The following is a 16,320-nucleotide window of genomic DNA, read 5'->3' as shown; positions in this document are numbered from 1 at the left end:
GAAAGGACAGCTTGAGAGACAGACAAACCCGTAACCGGTTCGGAGGGCGGGCATGAGTCACCCGCACCCCGAGCTAGGCCCGCCGCCGCCCCTGCCCGCCCACGCGCTGCGGATCGTGGCGCTCGGCGGACTCGGCGAGATCGGCCGCAACATGGCGGTCTTCGAGTACGACGGCCGCCTGCTGGTGGTCGACTGCGGCGTGCTGTTCCCCGAGCCGGACCAGCCGGGGATCGACCTGATCCTCCCTGATTTCGAGTACATCAGGGACCGCCTGCGCGATGTGGAGGCCGTGGTGCTCACGCACGCGCACGAGGACCACATCGGCGCGGTGCCGTACCTGCTGCGCGAGCGGCCCGACATCCCGCTCGTGGGCTCCCGGCTCACGCTGGCCCTGATCGAGAGCAAGCTCGTCGAGCACCGCATCCAGCCGGTCAAGCGCGAGGTCGCCGAGGGGGAGCGGCACGGGTTCGGGCCGTTCGACTGCGAGTTCTTCGCGGTGAACCACTCGATCCCCGACGCGCTCGCCGTCGCGATCCGCACCTCCGCCGGCATCGTGCTGCACACCGGCGACTTCAAGATGGACCAGCTCCCCATGGACGGCCGCCTGACCGACCTGGGGGGATTCGCCCGGCTCGGCAGCGAGGGCGTGGACCTGCTGATGTCCGACTCGACCAACGCCGAGGTCCCCGGGTTCGTCACCAGCGAGCGCGACATCGCACCGGTGATCGACGACGTGTTCCGCAGCGCCGAGAAGCGGATCATCGTCGCCTGCTTCGCCTCCCACGTGCACCGCGTGCAGCAGGTGCTCGACGCCGCCGAGGCCCACGGCCGCAAGGTCGCCCTGATGGGCCGGTCGATGGTGCGCAACATGGGGGTGGCCCGCGACCTGGGCTACCTGAAGGTGCCGCCGGGGCTCATGGTCGACTCCCGCGAGATCGATGAGTGGCCGCCGGAGGACGTCGTGCTGATCTGCACGGGGTCGCAGGGCGAGCCGATGGCCGCGCTGTCGCGCATGGCCAACCGCGACCACCAGATCCGCATCGCCGAGGGCGACACGGTGCTGCTGGCGTCCTCGCTGGTGCCGGGCAACGAGACCGCCGTGAACAAGGTGATCAACGGCCTCACCCGCTGGGGCGCCCGGGTCATCCACAAGGGCAACGCCCGGGTGCACGTCTCCGGCCACGCCGCCGCCGGCGAGCTGCTGTACGTGCTCAACCTGACCAGGCCGTCCAACTTCATGCCGGTGCACGGCGAGTGGCGGCACCTGCGGGCCCACGCGCGCCTGGCCGCGCTGACCGGGGTCCCGGAGGATCACATCGTCATCGCCGAGGACGGCGTGGTCGTCGATCTGATCGACGGACGCGCGCGGATCGTCGGCGCGGTGCCCGCGGGGTACGTCTACGTGGACGGGCTCTCGGTGGGCGGCATCACCGACGTGGCGCTGAAGGACCGGCGCATTCTGGGCGACGAGGGGTTCATCTCGATCGTCATCGTCGTCGACTCCACCACGGGCAAGCTCACCGGCGGCCCCGAGGTGCACGCCCGGGGCTCGGGCATAGACGTCGAGGCGTTCGACGAGGTCTTGCCGCAACTGGAGAAGGCGCTGGAGGAGGCGGCCCTCGACGGCGTCAACGACGTGCAGCAGCTTCGCCGCGTCGTGCGCCGCACCGTCGGCCGCTGGGTCAGCGACACCTACCGCCGCCGCCCGATGATCATCCCCGTGGTCGTCGAGGTCTGAGCGTGGAGCCCGCTTCGCCGCGACCGGCGAAGCGGGCTTTCGGCTGGTCTTAGCCTGAAGTCCGGATTTGTTCGCCAACGTAAAACCTTGTTCAGACTTGTGAACGTTTGTAGCCGGCTGTGAGAATCGGTGCGCCGATCCACGGCAGCCGCGGGAGGCGTCGTCGGGCGAGGGGGCGTAGATGGCAGCGACGGAGACCGGCAGAGCGCCGGTGAAGTCCGCCGATCGCACGGTCGAGCTGCTGGAGGCGCTGGCGCGGGCCGACCGCCGGCTCACGCTGGCGGAGCTGCAGCGCGACCTCGGCTATCCCAAGTCCAGCCTGTACATGCTGCTGCAGACCCTGGTCGGACGCGGGTGGGTGGAGAGCGACCCGGCCGGCTCGGCGTACGGGATCGGGGTGCGGGCCCTGCTCGTGGGCACGTCCTACCTCGACCGCGACCCGCTGGTGCGCGTCGGCACGCCGGTGCTGGAGGAGATCCGGGCCGAGGTCAACGAGACGGTGCACCTCGCCCGGCTGGACGGCCACGACGTGGTCTACCTGGCCAGTCGCGAGTCGCTGCACCACCTGCGCTCCGGGTCGCGGGTGGGCCGCAGGCAGCCGGCGTACGCGACCGCGCTGGGCCGGGCGATCCTGGCGCGGCGCCCCGACGCCGAGGAGCTGGTGCCGCAGGTGCTGGCCCCGCTCACCCCGGACACGCTCACCGACCGGCGCGCGCTGATGACCGGGGAGCTGGGGGAGGTCCGGGTGCGCGGGTTCGCCCGGGAGCGGGAACAGAACGTGCCCGGGGTCGGCTGTTTCGGGGTGGCGCTGCCGTACCGGGAGCCGGTGACCGACGCGCTGAGCGTGTCGGTGCCGCTGGCGCGGCTGGACGAGGCGCACGAGGAGCGCATCGTCGCGGCGCTGCTGCGCGGAGGACGGCGGATCACGGACCTGCTGCGTACCGGGGCCGTGTGAGCCCTTGTACGGTGTGACATGCTACCTGTTGACGAGAGGTGGAAGCGGATGATTCACGGATACGACCCGCGCACGGGCGAACCGGTGGGCGAGCCCTTCGAGGAGGCCACCGACACCGATGTGGACGCCGCCGTACGCGCCGCCGACGCGGCCGGGCGGGCGTGGCGGGCGATGTCCGCGGCCGAGCGCGCCGACGTGCTCGACGCCGTGGGCGACGCGCTGACGGCCCAGGTGGAGGAGCTGTGGGCGGCCGGCGACGCCGAGACCGCCCTCGGCGAGGTGCGGCTGCGCGGCGAGGTGGCCCGCGCGGCCGGCCAGTTCAAGCTGTTCGCCAAGGTGCTGCGCGACGGCGCGTACGCCGGCGCCGTCATCGACCACGCCAGGCCCGACGCCACCCCGCCCGCCCCCGACGTGCGCCGGATGAACCACCCGCTGCCCGGCGTGGTCGGCGTCTTCGCGGCCAGCAACTTCCCCTTCGCGTTCTCGGTCGCGGGCGGCGACACCGCCTCCGCGCTCGCCGCGGGCACCCCGGTCGTGGTCAAGGCGCACCCGGCCCACCCGCGCACGTCCGAGCTGAGCGCGTCGGTGATCCGCTCGGCGCTGCCCGACCCGGCCCTGCTCGGCGTGGTGCACGGCATGGACGCCGGCCGCTTCCTCGTGCAGCACCCGCTGGTCTCCGCGGTCGGCTTCACCGGCTCGATCCCCGGCGGCAAGGCGATCCAGAAGCTGATCGACGAGCGTGACACGCCGATCCCGTTCTACGGCGAGCTGGGCAGCGTCAACCCGGTCGTCGTGCTGCCGTCGGCGCTCAAGGGCGACGTCGCCGCGCTGGCCAAGGCGTACGCCGCCTCGCTCACGCTCGGGGTGGGCCAGTTCTGCACCAGCCCCGGCCTGGTGTTCGTGCCCGACGACGAGGGCCTGCGCGGCGCCATCGCCGAGGCCGTGGCCGGGTCCTCCGGCGGCCCGATGCTGAGCGGCCGGATCAGCGAGGGCTTCGCGGGCGGCGTGGAGCGCCTGGCCGGGCTGGCCTCGGTGCTGGCCGAGGGCAAGCCCGGACCGGGGCCGTGGGGCGCGACCCCGCGGGTGTTCGTCACCGACCTGGCCTCCTTCGCCGACGCGCTGCCGCTGAGCGCCGAGGAGTGCTTCGGCCCGGCGTCCATCGTGGTGACCTACCAGGACCCGGCGCTGCTGCCGGACGTCCTGGCCCGCATCCCCGGCTCGCTCACCGCCACCGTGCACGCCACCGACCCCGGCGAGGCCGGCGACGTGGCCGCGGTGCTCCGGCGCACGGCCGGGCGGCTGATCTGGAACGGCTGGCCCACCGGCGTGGCCGTCAACTGGTCCATGCACCACGGCGGCCCCTGGCCCGCGTCCACCTCGCCCGCCCACACCTCGGTGGGCGCGAGCGCCATCGCACGCTGGCTCACCCCGGTGGCCTACCAGGACTGGCCGGAGGAACTGCTGCCCGACGAGCTGCGCGAGGCCAACCCGCTCGGCATCCCGCGCCGCGTGGACGGCCGCCTGGAGGTCTGACACGGCGCGGCCCGGGGGCGCCGCCCCCGGGCCGCGCGGGTCACCTCAGCCGACCTCGCCCGCGCCGGCGTGCCGGGACACCGAGCGGGGCACCGACCACGCCGGGTCGATGCCGGTGTGCAGGGTCGGGGTCCAGCCGGCGTCGGTGCCGAGGTCGGGGTCGTGGGCGGCGTTGTAGGCCGCCACGACGTCGATCGGCTTCGTCTTGCCGCCGACGCGCAGCAGGTCGTTCCTGGCGGTCAGCGCGGTGCCGCCCCAGTCGTACACCAGCCGGGACGGCTCCACCGCGCGGGCGAGCCGGTAGACGTTGCTCTCGGCGAAGATCTGCGACTGCACGCCGACGCCCAGCGCGTACACCAGGTCCTCGCCCAGCTCGTAGTAGTTGTTGTAGACGTGCACCTTGCCGAAGCGCACCCGCGGCAGCCGCTGCAGCACGTTCTCGAAGTGGTTGTGGTGCACGGTGACGTTCAGCTTGCCCGCGTCGGTGGCGGGGTTGTTGGTGGAGCCGATCAGCATGGTCTTGTCGTGGCCGGAGAACCGGTTCCACGAGGCGGTGACGAAGTCCGAGCCCGCGGTGATGTCGAGCTGGCCGTCGTGCACCTGGTAGGGGCGGCCGAAGTACCGAGGCTGCGCCGAGTCGGGGTTGTCGCCGTCGGTGAAGGTGTTGTGGTCGATCCACACGTGCGTGGAGCCGGTGACCGAGATGTTGTCGTACAGCGAGTTCCAGTTGCCCTCGGCGCCGTCGGTCGGGTCCCACTGCGGGAAGCAGTCGGCCGCGTCCACGAAGGTGATGTTGCGCACGATGACGTTGTCGACCTTGTCGATGTGCAGGTTCAGGCCCTTGAGCACGGCGTCGTCGCCGAGGCCGGCGATCGTGGTGTCGCCCGGGACCTTGAGCTTGATCTGCGCGGTCTGCCGGGCCGCCGAGGCCGCCCTGGCGTCTTCGAGCGGGCCCGACGGCTCGGCGTCGCGGCCCCAGACGGCCGGATCGTACGCCGCCAGGTACGCCTCCAGCGTGTACCCGCCGGTGGCGTAGTCGGCGCAGGTCATCGAGTCGTTGCCGTCGATGGTGCCCTTGACGAGGATGATGCGCGGGCCGGGGGCCGCCAGCGCGGCCACGAGCTGGGCCCGGGTGGACACCACGTGCACGTTGCGGGCGGGCGCGGCCGAGCCGCCGGTCGTGCCGGTGCCGGCCGATCCCCAGCCGTCGCCGGCCGGCAGCACCTGGCGGCCGAGCGGCGGCCCGCCGGAGGAGGAGGCGTGCGCGGCGACGGGCGTCATCAGCAGGGCGAGGGCGGTGGTGAGCGCGAGGGCTCGGAACATGGGACGTCCTCCACAGGTCAGGTGAGGAGAAGGGCGGCCCCGCGGTCGGGACGGGGCCGCCGGGGGGAGGCTCAGCCTCCGTTGCGCTGCTTGTACGCCGCCTGCGCCGCGGTCAGCTTGTTCGCCATCTCGTCCAGGAACGCCTTGGCGGTCATCTCGCCGAGCAGCACCTTCTGGAACAGAGGCTCGGTCTCGGCCTTGGTGATGGAGTTGAACTCCGGCAGGTGGTAGGGGAGCTGCACGACCTTGGTGGCCGGGTCGTTGAGCACCTTGGTGGCCATGTCGATGTGCTGCAGCGAGGTCAGCCACGGCTCGCCGTTGACGTCGGTGTTTGCGGGCAGCACGCCGGTCTTCTCGGCCCAGTAGCTGTTCATCGCCTTGGAGGCGACGAACTCGGCGAACTTGAACGCGGCGTCCTTCTTCTCGCCGGTGGCGAAGACGCCGACGCCGGTGACGGGGTTGGACAGGATCGCGTGCACCCCCGAGTCGGACTTCGGCACCGCCATGGCGGCCACCTTGTCCTTGCCCAGCGTCTTGACGTGGTCGTTGTACGACCCGAGGTTGTGCTGCATGACCGCGATGTTGCCGCCGTCGAACTGGGCCACCATCTTGACGTAGTCGTTGTTCAGGTCGGCCTCGGGCGTCACCTTCTTGTACAGCCCGGTCAGCTTCTCCAGCGCCGCGACGTTCCTGGGGTCGTTGACCGTCGCCTTGCCGGAGGCGTCGAAGATCTCGGTGATGCCCGACTGGCCGTAGACGACCTCCAGCATCTGGGCGATGGAGCCCGCGCCGCCGCGGATGGTGAAGCCGTAGCGGTTCTTGCTCGTGTCGGTCAGCTTCTCCACCGCGGTGAAGAACTCGCTCCACGTGGCCGGCGGTTCGATGCCGGCCTCCTTGAACCAGTCGGTGCGGTACCAGAAGACGCCCATGTTGGTGGACATCGGCACCATGTACAGCTTGCCGTCGGGCACGGTGCCCTTCACGGTGGCGGTCACCTGGGCGTTCAGCTTGCCGTTCAGGGAGCTGGCCGCGATCTTGTCATCCAGCGGGTCCAGCGCCTTCTGCGCCACCAGGTTGGCCAGCATCGCGGTGGACACGCCGCCCACGTCGGGCAGGCCGCCGCCGGCGATGGCGGTGTCGTACTTCTGCTGCGCCTGGGCGATCGGGATGCCGACGTAGTTCACCTTGATCGTCGGGTTGGCCTTCTCGAACTCGGCGATCATGTGCTTCCACACCGGGGTGCGGGCCTCGCCGCCGTTGTCGTCCCAGAACGTCAGCTCGGTCTTCCCGGACGAGCCCGAATCGGAGCCGGAGCCGCAACCCGCCAGGGTCAGGCAGGTGGCGGTCGCGAGCGCCGAGAGCACGGCCGGCAGGCGCCGGGATCGGCGTCCTATCATTGATCTTCACCCTTCTTCTCGGTGGTCCCCCCGATTCACGTGCAAGTGGTGCGTCTCCTTGGGTGCGCGTTACGCCGTCCGGGCAGGGAAAAGGCTTTCCCGAAGGGCGTGCGGCGGCGGCCGGTTCCGCTCCGGGATCATGCCGTCACCTCCGCGGCGTACGCGGCGGCCGTCGCCCGGTCCAGCCGCCCGTCGGCGACGACCGTGACCACCCGCCGGCTCAGCTCGGTCTCCAGGAGCAGCGGGTGCTCCCAGGCCAGCGCGACCCCGATCCCGGGGTACTCGCGCACCCGGGCGAACCACCGCTCCGGCGGGCCCGGCCGTACGAAGACCAGCGTCCACTCCCGGCCGTCGGGCGCGGCGCCGGTGAGCGCGAGCCAGGGCGTCGCGGAGCCGTGCACGGCCTCCTCGCCCTCCGCCTCAGCGGTGAACACCTCGCGGGCGGTGGCGGAGCCCGGGGCCCGCCAGAAGAACCCGCCGTACGCCGCGCCGGCCCGGCCCTTGGTGGCCGAACTCCTGATCTCCAACGGGGCGCCGGTCGCGTTGGCCAGCGTGAAGCGCAGGTCCAGCGCCCAGGCGTCGCGCAGCGGCACGGCCCGTACGGCGCGCCGCTCGCGCAGCACCTCCTCGCCGCCGGGACCGGTCCACGACAGCAGCTCCTCCAAGCCGTCCTCGGCCAGGCGGGTGAACTCGACGTGCCGCTGCACGCCGTGGTCGTCCAGCCAGCGCGGCCCCTCGCCGGGCACCCAGGTGCGCCCGCCCCAGAAGTTGCGGCCCCCGACGTCGGCGATGGCCACGCACACGCCCAGGTGGTGGACGTGGTCGGCCGGGCGGGTCTCGCTGACCTCGACGCCGCCCAGCGTCCGCACCGGGTGCAGGAAGGGCCGGGGCGAGACCGTGACCGGCACGTCCGGGTGCCGCCACACGTACCGGGCCACCGTGCGCCCGCCCGCGCGCAGCGCCACCCCGGACGCCGACCACGGCGCGTCCTCCAGCTCGCCGAACAGCGCCAGCCGCTCCGCGCTGCGCGCCGTCAGCTCGGCGATCCCGGGCAGCACCCGCCGCGTCACCTCCCCGTCCTCGCGGATCAGCTCCTGGAACTCGTCCGGGATCGGCAGCGGGTCGGGGGCGCGCCGGATCTCCTCCAGCACGCCCATGAACCCGGCCGTGCGGTGCAGCGGCACCAGCAGCTCCGCGCCGCCGCGGATGTGCTCGATCAGGTTCTCCAGCAGGTCCACGCGGGGGTGGCGGGTGGGCGGGCCGTCGCCGACCCGCACCTCGTCCATCGTGTACGTCAGCGTGATCCGGCCCGCGTCGCCGTGCACCACGACGTACGGCTCGTGCCGCTCGGGCGCGCACAGCGAGACCGCCACCGTGACCACGGTGCCGTCGCTCAGCCGCAGCCGGATGGAGGAGGTGTCGTCGGCCTCGATCGGGTTGGCGTGGTACAGCTCGATCTCGTACGCCTCCACCGGCGCGTCGGCCAGGGCCAGCGCGGTGGCCACGGCGTGCGCGAACGGGTTGGTGAGCGCGCCGTCGGTGGTCTCGACGCCGTCGATCCGGCGCCGCCCGGCCCACGGCGACCGGGTGAAGTAGGTCGCGGGCCGGGGCCACGCGCCCGCGGCGCCGATCCCGCGTACGCGGCCCACCGCGCCGTCGGCGATCAGCTTGCGCACCGCGGGCACCGCCGCCGACCCCAGGCTCTGGAACCCGACCTGGCAGGCCAGCCCGCTGCGCGCCACCGCGATGGCGATCCGGTCGAAGTCGGCGGCGCTGGAGGCGGGCGGCTTCTCCAGCAGCAGGTGCGAGCCCGCGGCCAGCGCCCGTACGGCCAGCTCCGCGTGGGTGTGGATCGGGGTGACCAGGACCGTGATCTCGGCCCCGGTGCGCTCGATCAGCTCGGTCAGGTCGGGCGACTGCGGCGGCTCGCCCAGCCCGCGCAGCTTCTCCGGCTCCACCGGACGCAGGTCGCACACCCCCACCAGCTCGGCCAGCCCGGCGGCGCGCAGCCTGCGCAGGTTGTCCAGGTGCCACCAGCCGTGGCCGTGCGCTCCCGCGAGCACCACCCGCGCGGGCCGGTCCATCACGCACCTCCGGATGCGAACACCAATCCGTGTCCCCGATGGCCGCCCGCCCGCAGCACCCCGTCCTCGATCGTGACCGGGTACGGCGGGTCGAGCAGGCCGAGCGCCGCGAACGAGGCGTCCTCGACGTCCTCGACCATCGGCTCCAGCGGCAGCGCCAGCGCGAGCTGCCCGGAGATGTCGGGCAGCAGGTGCGGATGCACCGGCACCCCGAACGTCCGGGCCAGCTCGGCGATGCGCAGGAACGGGGTGATCCCGCCCACGCGCACCACGTTGGGCTGCACCACGTCGCACGCCCCCGCCACCAGCAGGTCGCGGAACCCGTAGGTGGTGTACACGCTCTCGCCCACGGCGATCGGCACGTCCACGCTCTCGCGCAGCCGCACGTGCGCGGCCACGTCGTCGGCGGGCAGCGGCTCCTCCACCCAGTACGGCTCGAACGGCGTCAGCTCGGCGATGGCCGCGCGCGCCCGCAGCAGGTCCCACCTCTGGTTGGCGTCGATCATGAGCAGCCGCTCGGGCCCGATCACCTCGCGCACCGCGGCGACCCGCCGCACGTCCTCGCGCAGGTCGTCCAGGCCGACCTTGACCTTGACCGCCGGGTAGCCCGCCGCGACCCACCGCTTGGCCTGCGCGACGAGGTCCTCCAGCGGGTAGTGCCGGTTGACGCCGCTGCCGTAGACGGTCACGCTGTCGCGCCGCCGGCCCAGCACGTCGGCCAGGCCGCGCCCGCCGCAGCGCAGGTCCCACAGCGCCAGGTCCACCGCGGCCAGCGCCATTGTGGTCAGCCCGCCGCCGCCCGCCTCGCGCAGGTGCCGCCACAGCAGGTCCCACACCACCTCGGGGTGCGCGGGCAGTCCGGCCGCGGCCTCGGCGATCTCGCCCTCCAGCAGCGCGCGCACCGCGCCCGCGCCGATCTGCGGCGTCCAGGAGAACCCCGTCCCGGTACGCCCGTCGTCCAGCTCGACCGTGCAGATCAGCACGTGCTGGAAGCGCACGTCCGGGCCCCACGGCCGCGACAGCGGCACCGTACGCGCCCGCACCCCGATCCGGGCGATGACCTGCTCGCCCATCAGGCCGCCCCCACGATCTCCAGCCCCGACTTCAGCAGCCGGGACAGCTCCTCCAGGTGCTCCAGGGCCGGCTCGGTCAGCGGCGGGCGTACCGGGCCGACGTCCAGGCCGCGCAGCCGCACCCCGGCCTTGACCAGCGAGACCGCGTAGCCCGGCACCTTGGCGCGCAGCGCCACCAGCGGCGCGTAGAACTCGGTGAGCAGCCGCTCCTCGCCGCGCAGGTACGCCGTGGCGATCTCGGGGGCGAAGCAGAACACCGCGCTGGAGTACAGCTCCACGCCCAGGCCCCGGTACGCCGGCATGGTCAGCTCGGCGGTCGGCAGCCCGTTGAAGAAGGTGAACTCCGGCCCGATCTCGGCCCGGATCGCCAGCACGATGCGCTGCATCCGGTCGATGTCGCCCACGCCGTCCTTCAGCCCCACCACGCCCGGGATGCGGGCCAGCTCCACCGCCGTCTCCGGTTCCAGCACCACCGGGCCGCGCTGGTAGACGATCACCGGCAGCCCGGCCTCCGCGACCGCCCTGACGTAGGCCACCAGGCCGCTCACCGGGCCCTGGGCCAGGTAGGGCGGCATGAGCAGCAGCCCGTCGGCGCCGGCGTCCTTCGCCGCGGCGGCCTGGGCCAGCGCCGCGCCGAGGGGTCCGCCCGCCCCCGCGATCACCGGCACGCGGCCCGCCGCGGTCTCGGTGGCGACCCGCACGGCCCGCGCGTGCTCGTCCTGCGAGAGCGAGGTGAACTCCCCGGTGCCGCAGGCGACGAAGATCCCGCCGGGGCCGTGCTCCAGCCCGCGCGAGATGTGCTCGGCGAGCACGTCCTCGGCCAGCCCGCCGCCGGCCCCGAACGGGGTGACGGGGAAGAAGAGGACTCCGCTGAGGTGCATCGCTAGATGTCTCCAATCTCGGTGCGCCAGCTCCGCTTGGCCTGCCAGCCGAGCAGCCTCCCCGCCTTCTCGGAGGAGAAGGCGGGCGCGGTCCCGGTGAGGGCGGCGGCGTGGGCCGCGGTGGACGGCATGATCCGGGGCAGCAGCTCGCACAAGGGCTCGCGGGCCAGCGCGTCGGGCGCGCCGGCGAAGAACACCTCGCCGCTGTCCAGCTCGGGCAGCTTGTGCAGCAGCGTCAGCACCATCTCCGAGGCGTCGCGGGCGTCGATGTAGTTGAACAGCGACACCCCGGCCAGCTCCGGATGGTCCAGCCGCTCGCGGACGGTGTGCCCCGACTGGGTCGGGGCGCCCTCCCACTCCTCGGGGGCGATGACGAAGCACGGGCGCACCGCGGCGAAGCGGGTGCCGGGCGAGCTGCGCGCGAACATCGCCATGGTCTGCTCGGCGGCCAGCTTGGACAGGCTGTAGGCGTTCCACGGGGCGGCCGGGTGCTCCTCGTCGATCGGCAGCCGTGCCGGCGCCCAGCCGCCCGGCGCGCCGTACCCGATCACGGTCGGGCTGCTGGCCACCACCATCCGCTCCACGCCGAGCGCGACCGCGGTCTCGCAGACGTTGAACGCGAGCTGGGTGTTCACGCGGTAGGTGAAGGCGTCGGTCCGGCTGAACGGGGTCGCTATCGCGGCCAGGTGCACCACCGCCCGCGGCCGGTAGCGCGCCATCACCTCGAACGCCTCGCCGAGGTCGGTCAGGTCGGCCGGTAACACCTCGGCGCAGTCGTGCGGCGTGCCCGGCTTGGTGTCCACCCCGACCACCTCGTGGCCGGCGTCGCTCAACGCCCGCACCACGCTGCGGCCGAACCGGCCCGCGCTCCCCGTGACCAGGATCCTCATTCCGGCTTCCAACGTCATCCTTTCACCGCTCCCGCGGACATTCCCTGCACCAGGTATCTCTGGATCACCGCGAACACCAGCACCACGGGCAGCGCGGCGACCACGCCCCCCGCGGCCAGCGCGCCGAAGTCCACCGAGAACTCGCCGAGCGTGTACGCCAGCCCGACGGGCACGGTGAACTTCTCCTGCTCGCTGACGAACATCAGCGCGAACAGGAAGTTGTTCCAACTGTGGATGAAGGCGAAGGAGCCGACGGCGACCAGCGCGGGCCGCAGCATCGGCAGCACGACCGCGAAGAACCCGCGCAGCCGGGAGCAGCCGTCCACCCAGGCCGCCTCCTCCAGCTCCATCGGGATGTTGCGGATGAAGCCGCTGATGAGGATCAGCGACAGCGGGAGCTGGAAGACCGTCTCCGCGATGACCAGGCTCCACAGCGTGTTCACCAGGCCGAGCGTGCGGAAGATCTCGAACAGCGGGATCAGCATCATCGCGCCCGGGATGAACTGCGTGCACAGCATCGCGATCATGAATAGCTGCCGGCCGCGGAAGTTGTAGCGCGCCAGCGCGTATCCGCCGGACAGGGCGATCACCGTGGTCGCGATCAGCGACGCCACCCCGACCATCAGGCTGTTCTGGAAGAAGATGCCGAAGCCCAGGCCGTTCCAGACCGTGTCGAAGTTCTCCAGCGTGATGGGCCAGGGCAGCAGCGAGTCGGAGCCGCGCGGGCGCACCGCGAAGACCAGCATCCAGTAGAAGGGCACCAGCGTGAACAGCAGGTACAGGCCGAGCGGCACGTAGATCTGCCACCTGGCGACCCGCTGGGCCGAGCGCCTGCGGTGGCGTCGGCGCGGCAGGCGTACGGGCTCCGGCAGGGCGGGGCGGTCCAGGGTCCTGCCCGTGGTCTGGGTCGTCATCATCAGCGGGCTCCGAACTTGCTCAACCGCAGGTAGGCGATGGAGAAGAACGTCAGGATCAGGAACGCGGCCGTGGTCAGCGCCGAGCCGTAGCCGAAGTTGTGCGACTGGGCGGCGGTGGTGGCGACGTACAGGGGCAGCGTGGTGGTCTGGTGCGCCGGGCCGCCGCCGGTCAGCGTGTACAGCAGGTCCACGTTGTTGAACTCCCACACCGCGCGCAGCAGCGTGGACAGGATGATCGCGTCCTTCAGATGGGGGAGCGTGATGTGCAGGAAGCGGCGCAGGCGGCTCGCGCCGTCCACGGAGGCGGCCTCGTACAGGTCGCGCGAGACCGTCTGCAGGTCGGCCAGCAGCAGGATCGCGAAGAACGGCACGCCGCGCCACAGCTCGGCCAGCACCGCGGCCCAGAACACCGTGTCGGGGTTGGCCAGCGGCGCGGCGCCGTAGTTCATCAGGCCGAGGTCGGCCAGGTAGCGCGAGACGCCCGTGGTGGGGTTGTACAGCAGCACCCAGATGCCGGTGGTGAGCACGCCCGAGACCGCCCAGGGCGAGAACACCAGGGCGCGCGAGACGGCCCGGCCGATGAAGGTCTCGTTCACGATCAGCGCCAGGGCCAGCCCGAACACGAGTTGCAGCGCCACCTCGGTGACGACCCACTTGGCGCTGAACGCCAGGCTCTGCCAGAACAGCGGGTCGTCGAACAGCAGGGTGCGGAAGTTGTCCAGGCCGGCGAACGCGTTGTCCCACGGCTTGGACACGTTGTAGTGCTGGAGGCTGTAGTAGACGACGCTGGCCATCGGGTAGACCAGGAACGCCAGCATCGCGATCACCGCGGGGGCGATCAGGACGTACGGCGTGCGCGGCGCGCGCGCCGGCCGCGCGCGTTCTCTCGGTGGTGCTTGGGCGATTGCCATGGGCCGGTGACTCCTTAGCAGGTGCCTAGCGGATTCCGAGCTGCAACCGGTTGCAAAGAAGATTTCAGCCGTGTGACATCAGCGTCAAGACCCAGTTTGGTAAACGCTTCCCGGTACCCATCGAACCCCGACAAATAGCACAAATCGCCCAGAAGCCGCCCAGCAGCAGATTGACAGTACTACAACCGGTTGCAGTAGTGTCGAGCAGGGATGCCGCGGGTCCGGTAGAACGGTGCACGGCGGCGGAAGGGGGAGCAGCAGGTGGCGGCGACGATCCGCGATGTGGCGAACGCCTCCGGCGTGCACGTGTCCACCGTGTCGCGCACCTTCTCCGCGCCCCACCTCGTCAACCCCGCCACGCGCAACCGCGTGCTCGCCGCCGCCGAAGACCTCGGCTACCGGCCCAACCGGGTCGCCCGCGCGCTCACCACCGGCCGCACCAACAACCTCGGCCTCATCGTGGCCGACATCGCCAACCCGTTCTTCCCGCCGCTGATCAAGTCGGCCCAGGCCCACGCCAGGGAGCGCGACTACCACGTCTTCGTCGCCGACACCGACGAGGACCACCTGGTCGAGGAAGAACTGATCCAGACCCTGGCCAAGCAGGTGGACGGCGTGCTGCTGTGCAGCCCCCGGCTGGGCAACCGGGCCATCGAGCGGCTGGCCGCCGACATCCCCCTCGTCGTGGTGAACCGCAGGGTCAAGGGCATGTCCGCGGTGCTCATGGACGTCGCCCACGGCGCCCGCCTGGCCGTGGAGCACCTTCTCGCGCTCGGCCACCGCAGGCTGGCGCTCGTCACCGGCCCCAGCGGCTCGTGGACCAGCGGCGAGATGCGCGCCGCCGCGGCCCAGCGCGCCAAGGACGCCGGCATCGAACTGGTCATCCTCGGCCCCAACGCGCCCACCGAACGCGGCGGCCTCGCCGCCGCCGCCCAGGTGCGCAGGTCCGGCGCCACCGGCGTCCTCGCCTACAACGACATGGTCGCGATCGGCCTGATCGAGGGCCTGTCCGAGCGTGGCGTGTCGGTGCCCGGCGACATCAGCGTGATAGGTGTGGACGACATAGTGCCCGGCCGCCTCAACCGCCCCAAGCTGACCACGGTCGCCATGCCCACGTCGGCGGCGGGCCGCACGGCCGTCGATCTGCTGCTGCAGGCGGTCGGCGCCGGCGAGGCGGCCACCCCGGCGCTCGCCACCCTGGAGACCAGCCTGGTCGTCCGGGAGTCCACCGCCCCGCCACCATCTGGAGGTCGTACGTGAGGGAAAGCTTCGGTCACCTGCCGTCGGGCGAGCCCGTCGAGCGCCACGTCCTGGACAACGGCGGCGGCCTGAGGGTGGGCGTGCTGACCTACGGCGCGATCATCCAGTCGATCGAGGTGCCCGACTCCCGCGGGACGCGGGCCAACGTCGCGCTGCACTGCGACACCATCGAGGACTACCTGACCCGCAGCCGCTACTTCGGCGCCCTCGTCGGCCGCTACGGCAACCGCATCGCCGGCGGCCGGTTCACCCTCGACGGCGTCACCTACACCCTGGCCCGCAACCAGGAACCCAACCACCTGCACGGCGGCGAGCAGGGCTTCGACAAGCGCCTGTGGTCGGTCCACGAGGCCGACGACGTCACCCTGACCCTCTCCTACACCAGCCCCGACGGCGAGGAGGGCTACCCCGGCACGCTCACCGCCACGGTCACGTACGAGGTGACCCCCCAGGACGAGCTGCGCATCACCTACGCCGCCACCACCGACGCCCCCACCGTGGTCAACCTGACCAACCACTCCTACTTCAACCTGGCCGGCGCCGGCCACGGCGACATCCTGGGCCACGTCGTCATGCTCGACGCCGACGCCTACCTCCCCGTGGACGAGAACAAGATCCCCCTAGGCGACCCCGCCCAGGTCTCCGGCACCCCCTTCGACTTCACCATCCCCACCGCCGTCGGCGCCAGAATCGACGAGAAACACCCCCAGCTCATCATCGGCGGCGGCTACGACCACTGCTGGGTCTTCAACGAGGGCGACGGCGTCAAGGCCAGGGTGGTGGACGGCGGCTCCGGCCGCGTCATGGAGGTCCTCACCAGCGAGCCCGGCGTCCAGTTCTACACCGGCAACTCCCTCGACCCGGAAGCCAGCGGATACGGCCCCCACGCCGGCCTCTGCCTGGAAACCCAGCACTTCCCCGACAGCCCCAACCACCCCGACTACCCGACCACGGTCCTCCGCCCCGGCGAGACCTACCAGAGCACCACCATCTACCGCTTCACGACCCTCTGACCCCACGTGTCCTCACGCGGCCGCGCACAGGTGGCGGGCTGCTGAGCCCCGCCCGCGTGTCCTCGCGCGGCCGCGCATGGGTTGAAGGCGGCTGACCCACCCGCCACCCCCCGCCCTACCGGGCGGGCCCCTCAGGCCCGCCGTGGTGGCGCGTTGCGGGGAGGTGCGGGCGGGGGGCTCTGGGCCCCATGCGTGCCGTGAAGCGGTGCCGGCTGTGAGGCCCGAACGCTTCGAGTAGCGGCGGAGTGAGCGCCCAACAGTCTGGCGCTCTCCGGAAGATCCTCGTCCGGTCGCTTCCGAGTCGTAGCCTGGCAGCAGGCGACGACTTCGGCCGAGTGAGGTGTC

At 72.1% G+C, this 16,320-nt stretch carries 13 protein-coding genes; 5 read left to right on the top strand and 8 right to left on the bottom strand.

Annotated elements, in window-relative coordinates; translation table 11 throughout:
• Positions 1-52 precede the first annotated feature (52 nt).
• The 3 genes from HNP84_RS14185 (at position 53) to HNP84_RS14175 (ending at position 4,226) form a co-directional block, all read left to right on the top strand.
• Positions 53-1,738, top strand: coding sequence for a ribonuclease J (locus tag HNP84_RS14185; RefSeq protein ID WP_185050124.1), 1,686 nt, complete (start codon positions 53-55; stop codon positions 1,736-1,738).
• Between the two features lie 181 nt (positions 1,739-1,919).
• Positions 1,920-2,693: an IclR family transcriptional regulator gene (locus HNP84_RS14180; protein ID WP_185050123.1), complete on the top strand. Its 774-nt coding sequence runs from the start codon at positions 1,920-1,922 to the stop codon at positions 2,691-2,693.
• Between the two features lie 48 nt (positions 2,694-2,741).
• Positions 2,742-4,226: an aldehyde dehydrogenase (NADP(+)) gene (locus HNP84_RS14175; protein ID WP_185050122.1), complete on the top strand. Its 1,485-nt coding sequence runs from the start codon at positions 2,742-2,744 to the stop codon at positions 4,224-4,226.
• A 45-nt stretch (positions 4,227-4,271) separates the two neighbouring features.
• On the opposite strand, the gene HNP84_RS14170 is transcribed toward HNP84_RS14175, so the two are convergent.
• The 8 genes from HNP84_RS14170 to HNP84_RS14135 all read right to left on the bottom strand — a co-directional run bounded on the left by HNP84_RS14170 (position 4,272) and on the right by HNP84_RS14135 (position 13,702).
• On the bottom strand, positions 4,272-5,549 hold the full coding sequence (locus HNP84_RS14170) for a pectate lyase family protein (protein ID WP_185050121.1): 1,278 nt from the start codon (positions 5,547-5,549) through the stop codon (positions 4,272-4,274).
• Between the two features lie 71 nt (positions 5,550-5,620).
• Positions 5,621-6,946: an ABC transporter substrate-binding protein gene (locus tag HNP84_RS14165; RefSeq protein WP_185050120.1), complete on the bottom strand. Its 1,326-nt coding sequence runs from the start codon at positions 6,944-6,946 to the stop codon at positions 5,621-5,623.
• Positions 6,947-7,083: 137 nt separating this feature from the next.
• On the bottom strand, positions 7,084-9,030 hold the full coding sequence (locus HNP84_RS14160) for a DUF6807 family protein (protein ID WP_185050119.1): 1,947 nt from the start codon (positions 9,028-9,030) through the stop codon (positions 7,084-7,086).
• Entirely contained in the window at positions 9,030-10,103 is a 1,074-nt protein-coding gene (locus HNP84_RS14155; RefSeq protein WP_185050118.1) for a mandelate racemase/muconate lactonizing enzyme family protein, read from the bottom strand. Before HNP84_RS14155 ends, HNP84_RS14160 begins: the two co-directional genes overlap by 1 nt.
• The gene (locus tag HNP84_RS14150; RefSeq protein WP_185050117.1) at positions 10,103-10,984 is read right to left on the bottom strand and encodes a 5-dehydro-4-deoxyglucarate dehydratase; all 882 of its coding nucleotides are present in this window, start codon (positions 10,982-10,984) and stop codon (positions 10,103-10,105) included. Before HNP84_RS14150 ends, HNP84_RS14155 begins: the two co-directional genes overlap by 1 nt.
• Before the next feature lie 2 nt (positions 10,985-10,986).
• Entirely contained in the window at positions 10,987-11,874 is an 888-nt protein-coding gene (locus HNP84_RS14145) for an NAD-dependent epimerase/dehydratase family protein (RefSeq protein WP_185050116.1), read from the bottom strand.
• 14 nt (positions 11,875-11,888) lie between these two features.
• Complete coding sequence (locus HNP84_RS14140) at positions 11,889-12,791, bottom strand: carbohydrate ABC transporter permease (protein WP_185050115.1); 903 nt, start codon at positions 12,789-12,791, stop codon at positions 11,889-11,891.
• A complete protein-coding gene (locus HNP84_RS14135; protein WP_185050114.1) occupies positions 12,791-13,702 on the bottom strand; it encodes a carbohydrate ABC transporter permease in 912 nt (303 codons plus the stop codon). The genes HNP84_RS14140 and HNP84_RS14135 overlap by 1 nt, the downstream gene beginning before the upstream one ends.
• A gap of 261 nt (positions 13,703-13,963) precedes the next feature.
• Here HNP84_RS14135 and HNP84_RS14130 point away from each other — a divergent pair, with 261 nt between their 5' ends.
• Positions 13,964-14,962, top strand: a complete 999-nt coding sequence (locus HNP84_RS14130; RefSeq protein ID WP_185050113.1) for a LacI family DNA-binding transcriptional regulator — start codon at positions 13,964-13,966, stop codon at positions 14,960-14,962.
• Positions 14,959-15,975 carry an aldose epimerase family protein gene (locus HNP84_RS14125; RefSeq protein ID WP_185050112.1) on the top strand — a complete coding sequence of 339 codons (1,017 nt, stop codon included), beginning with the start codon at positions 14,959-14,961 and terminating at the stop codon, positions 15,973-15,975. Before HNP84_RS14130 ends, HNP84_RS14125 begins: the two co-directional genes overlap by 4 nt.
• Positions 15,976-16,320 lie beyond the last annotated feature (345 nt).

This window comes from Thermocatellispora tengchongensis (genome assembly GCF_014202315.1).
Lineage (GTDB): Bacteria > Actinomycetota > Actinomycetes > Streptosporangiales > Streptosporangiaceae > Thermocatellispora > Thermocatellispora tengchongensis.
This window is presented reverse-complemented; position numbering and strand designations above follow the sequence as displayed.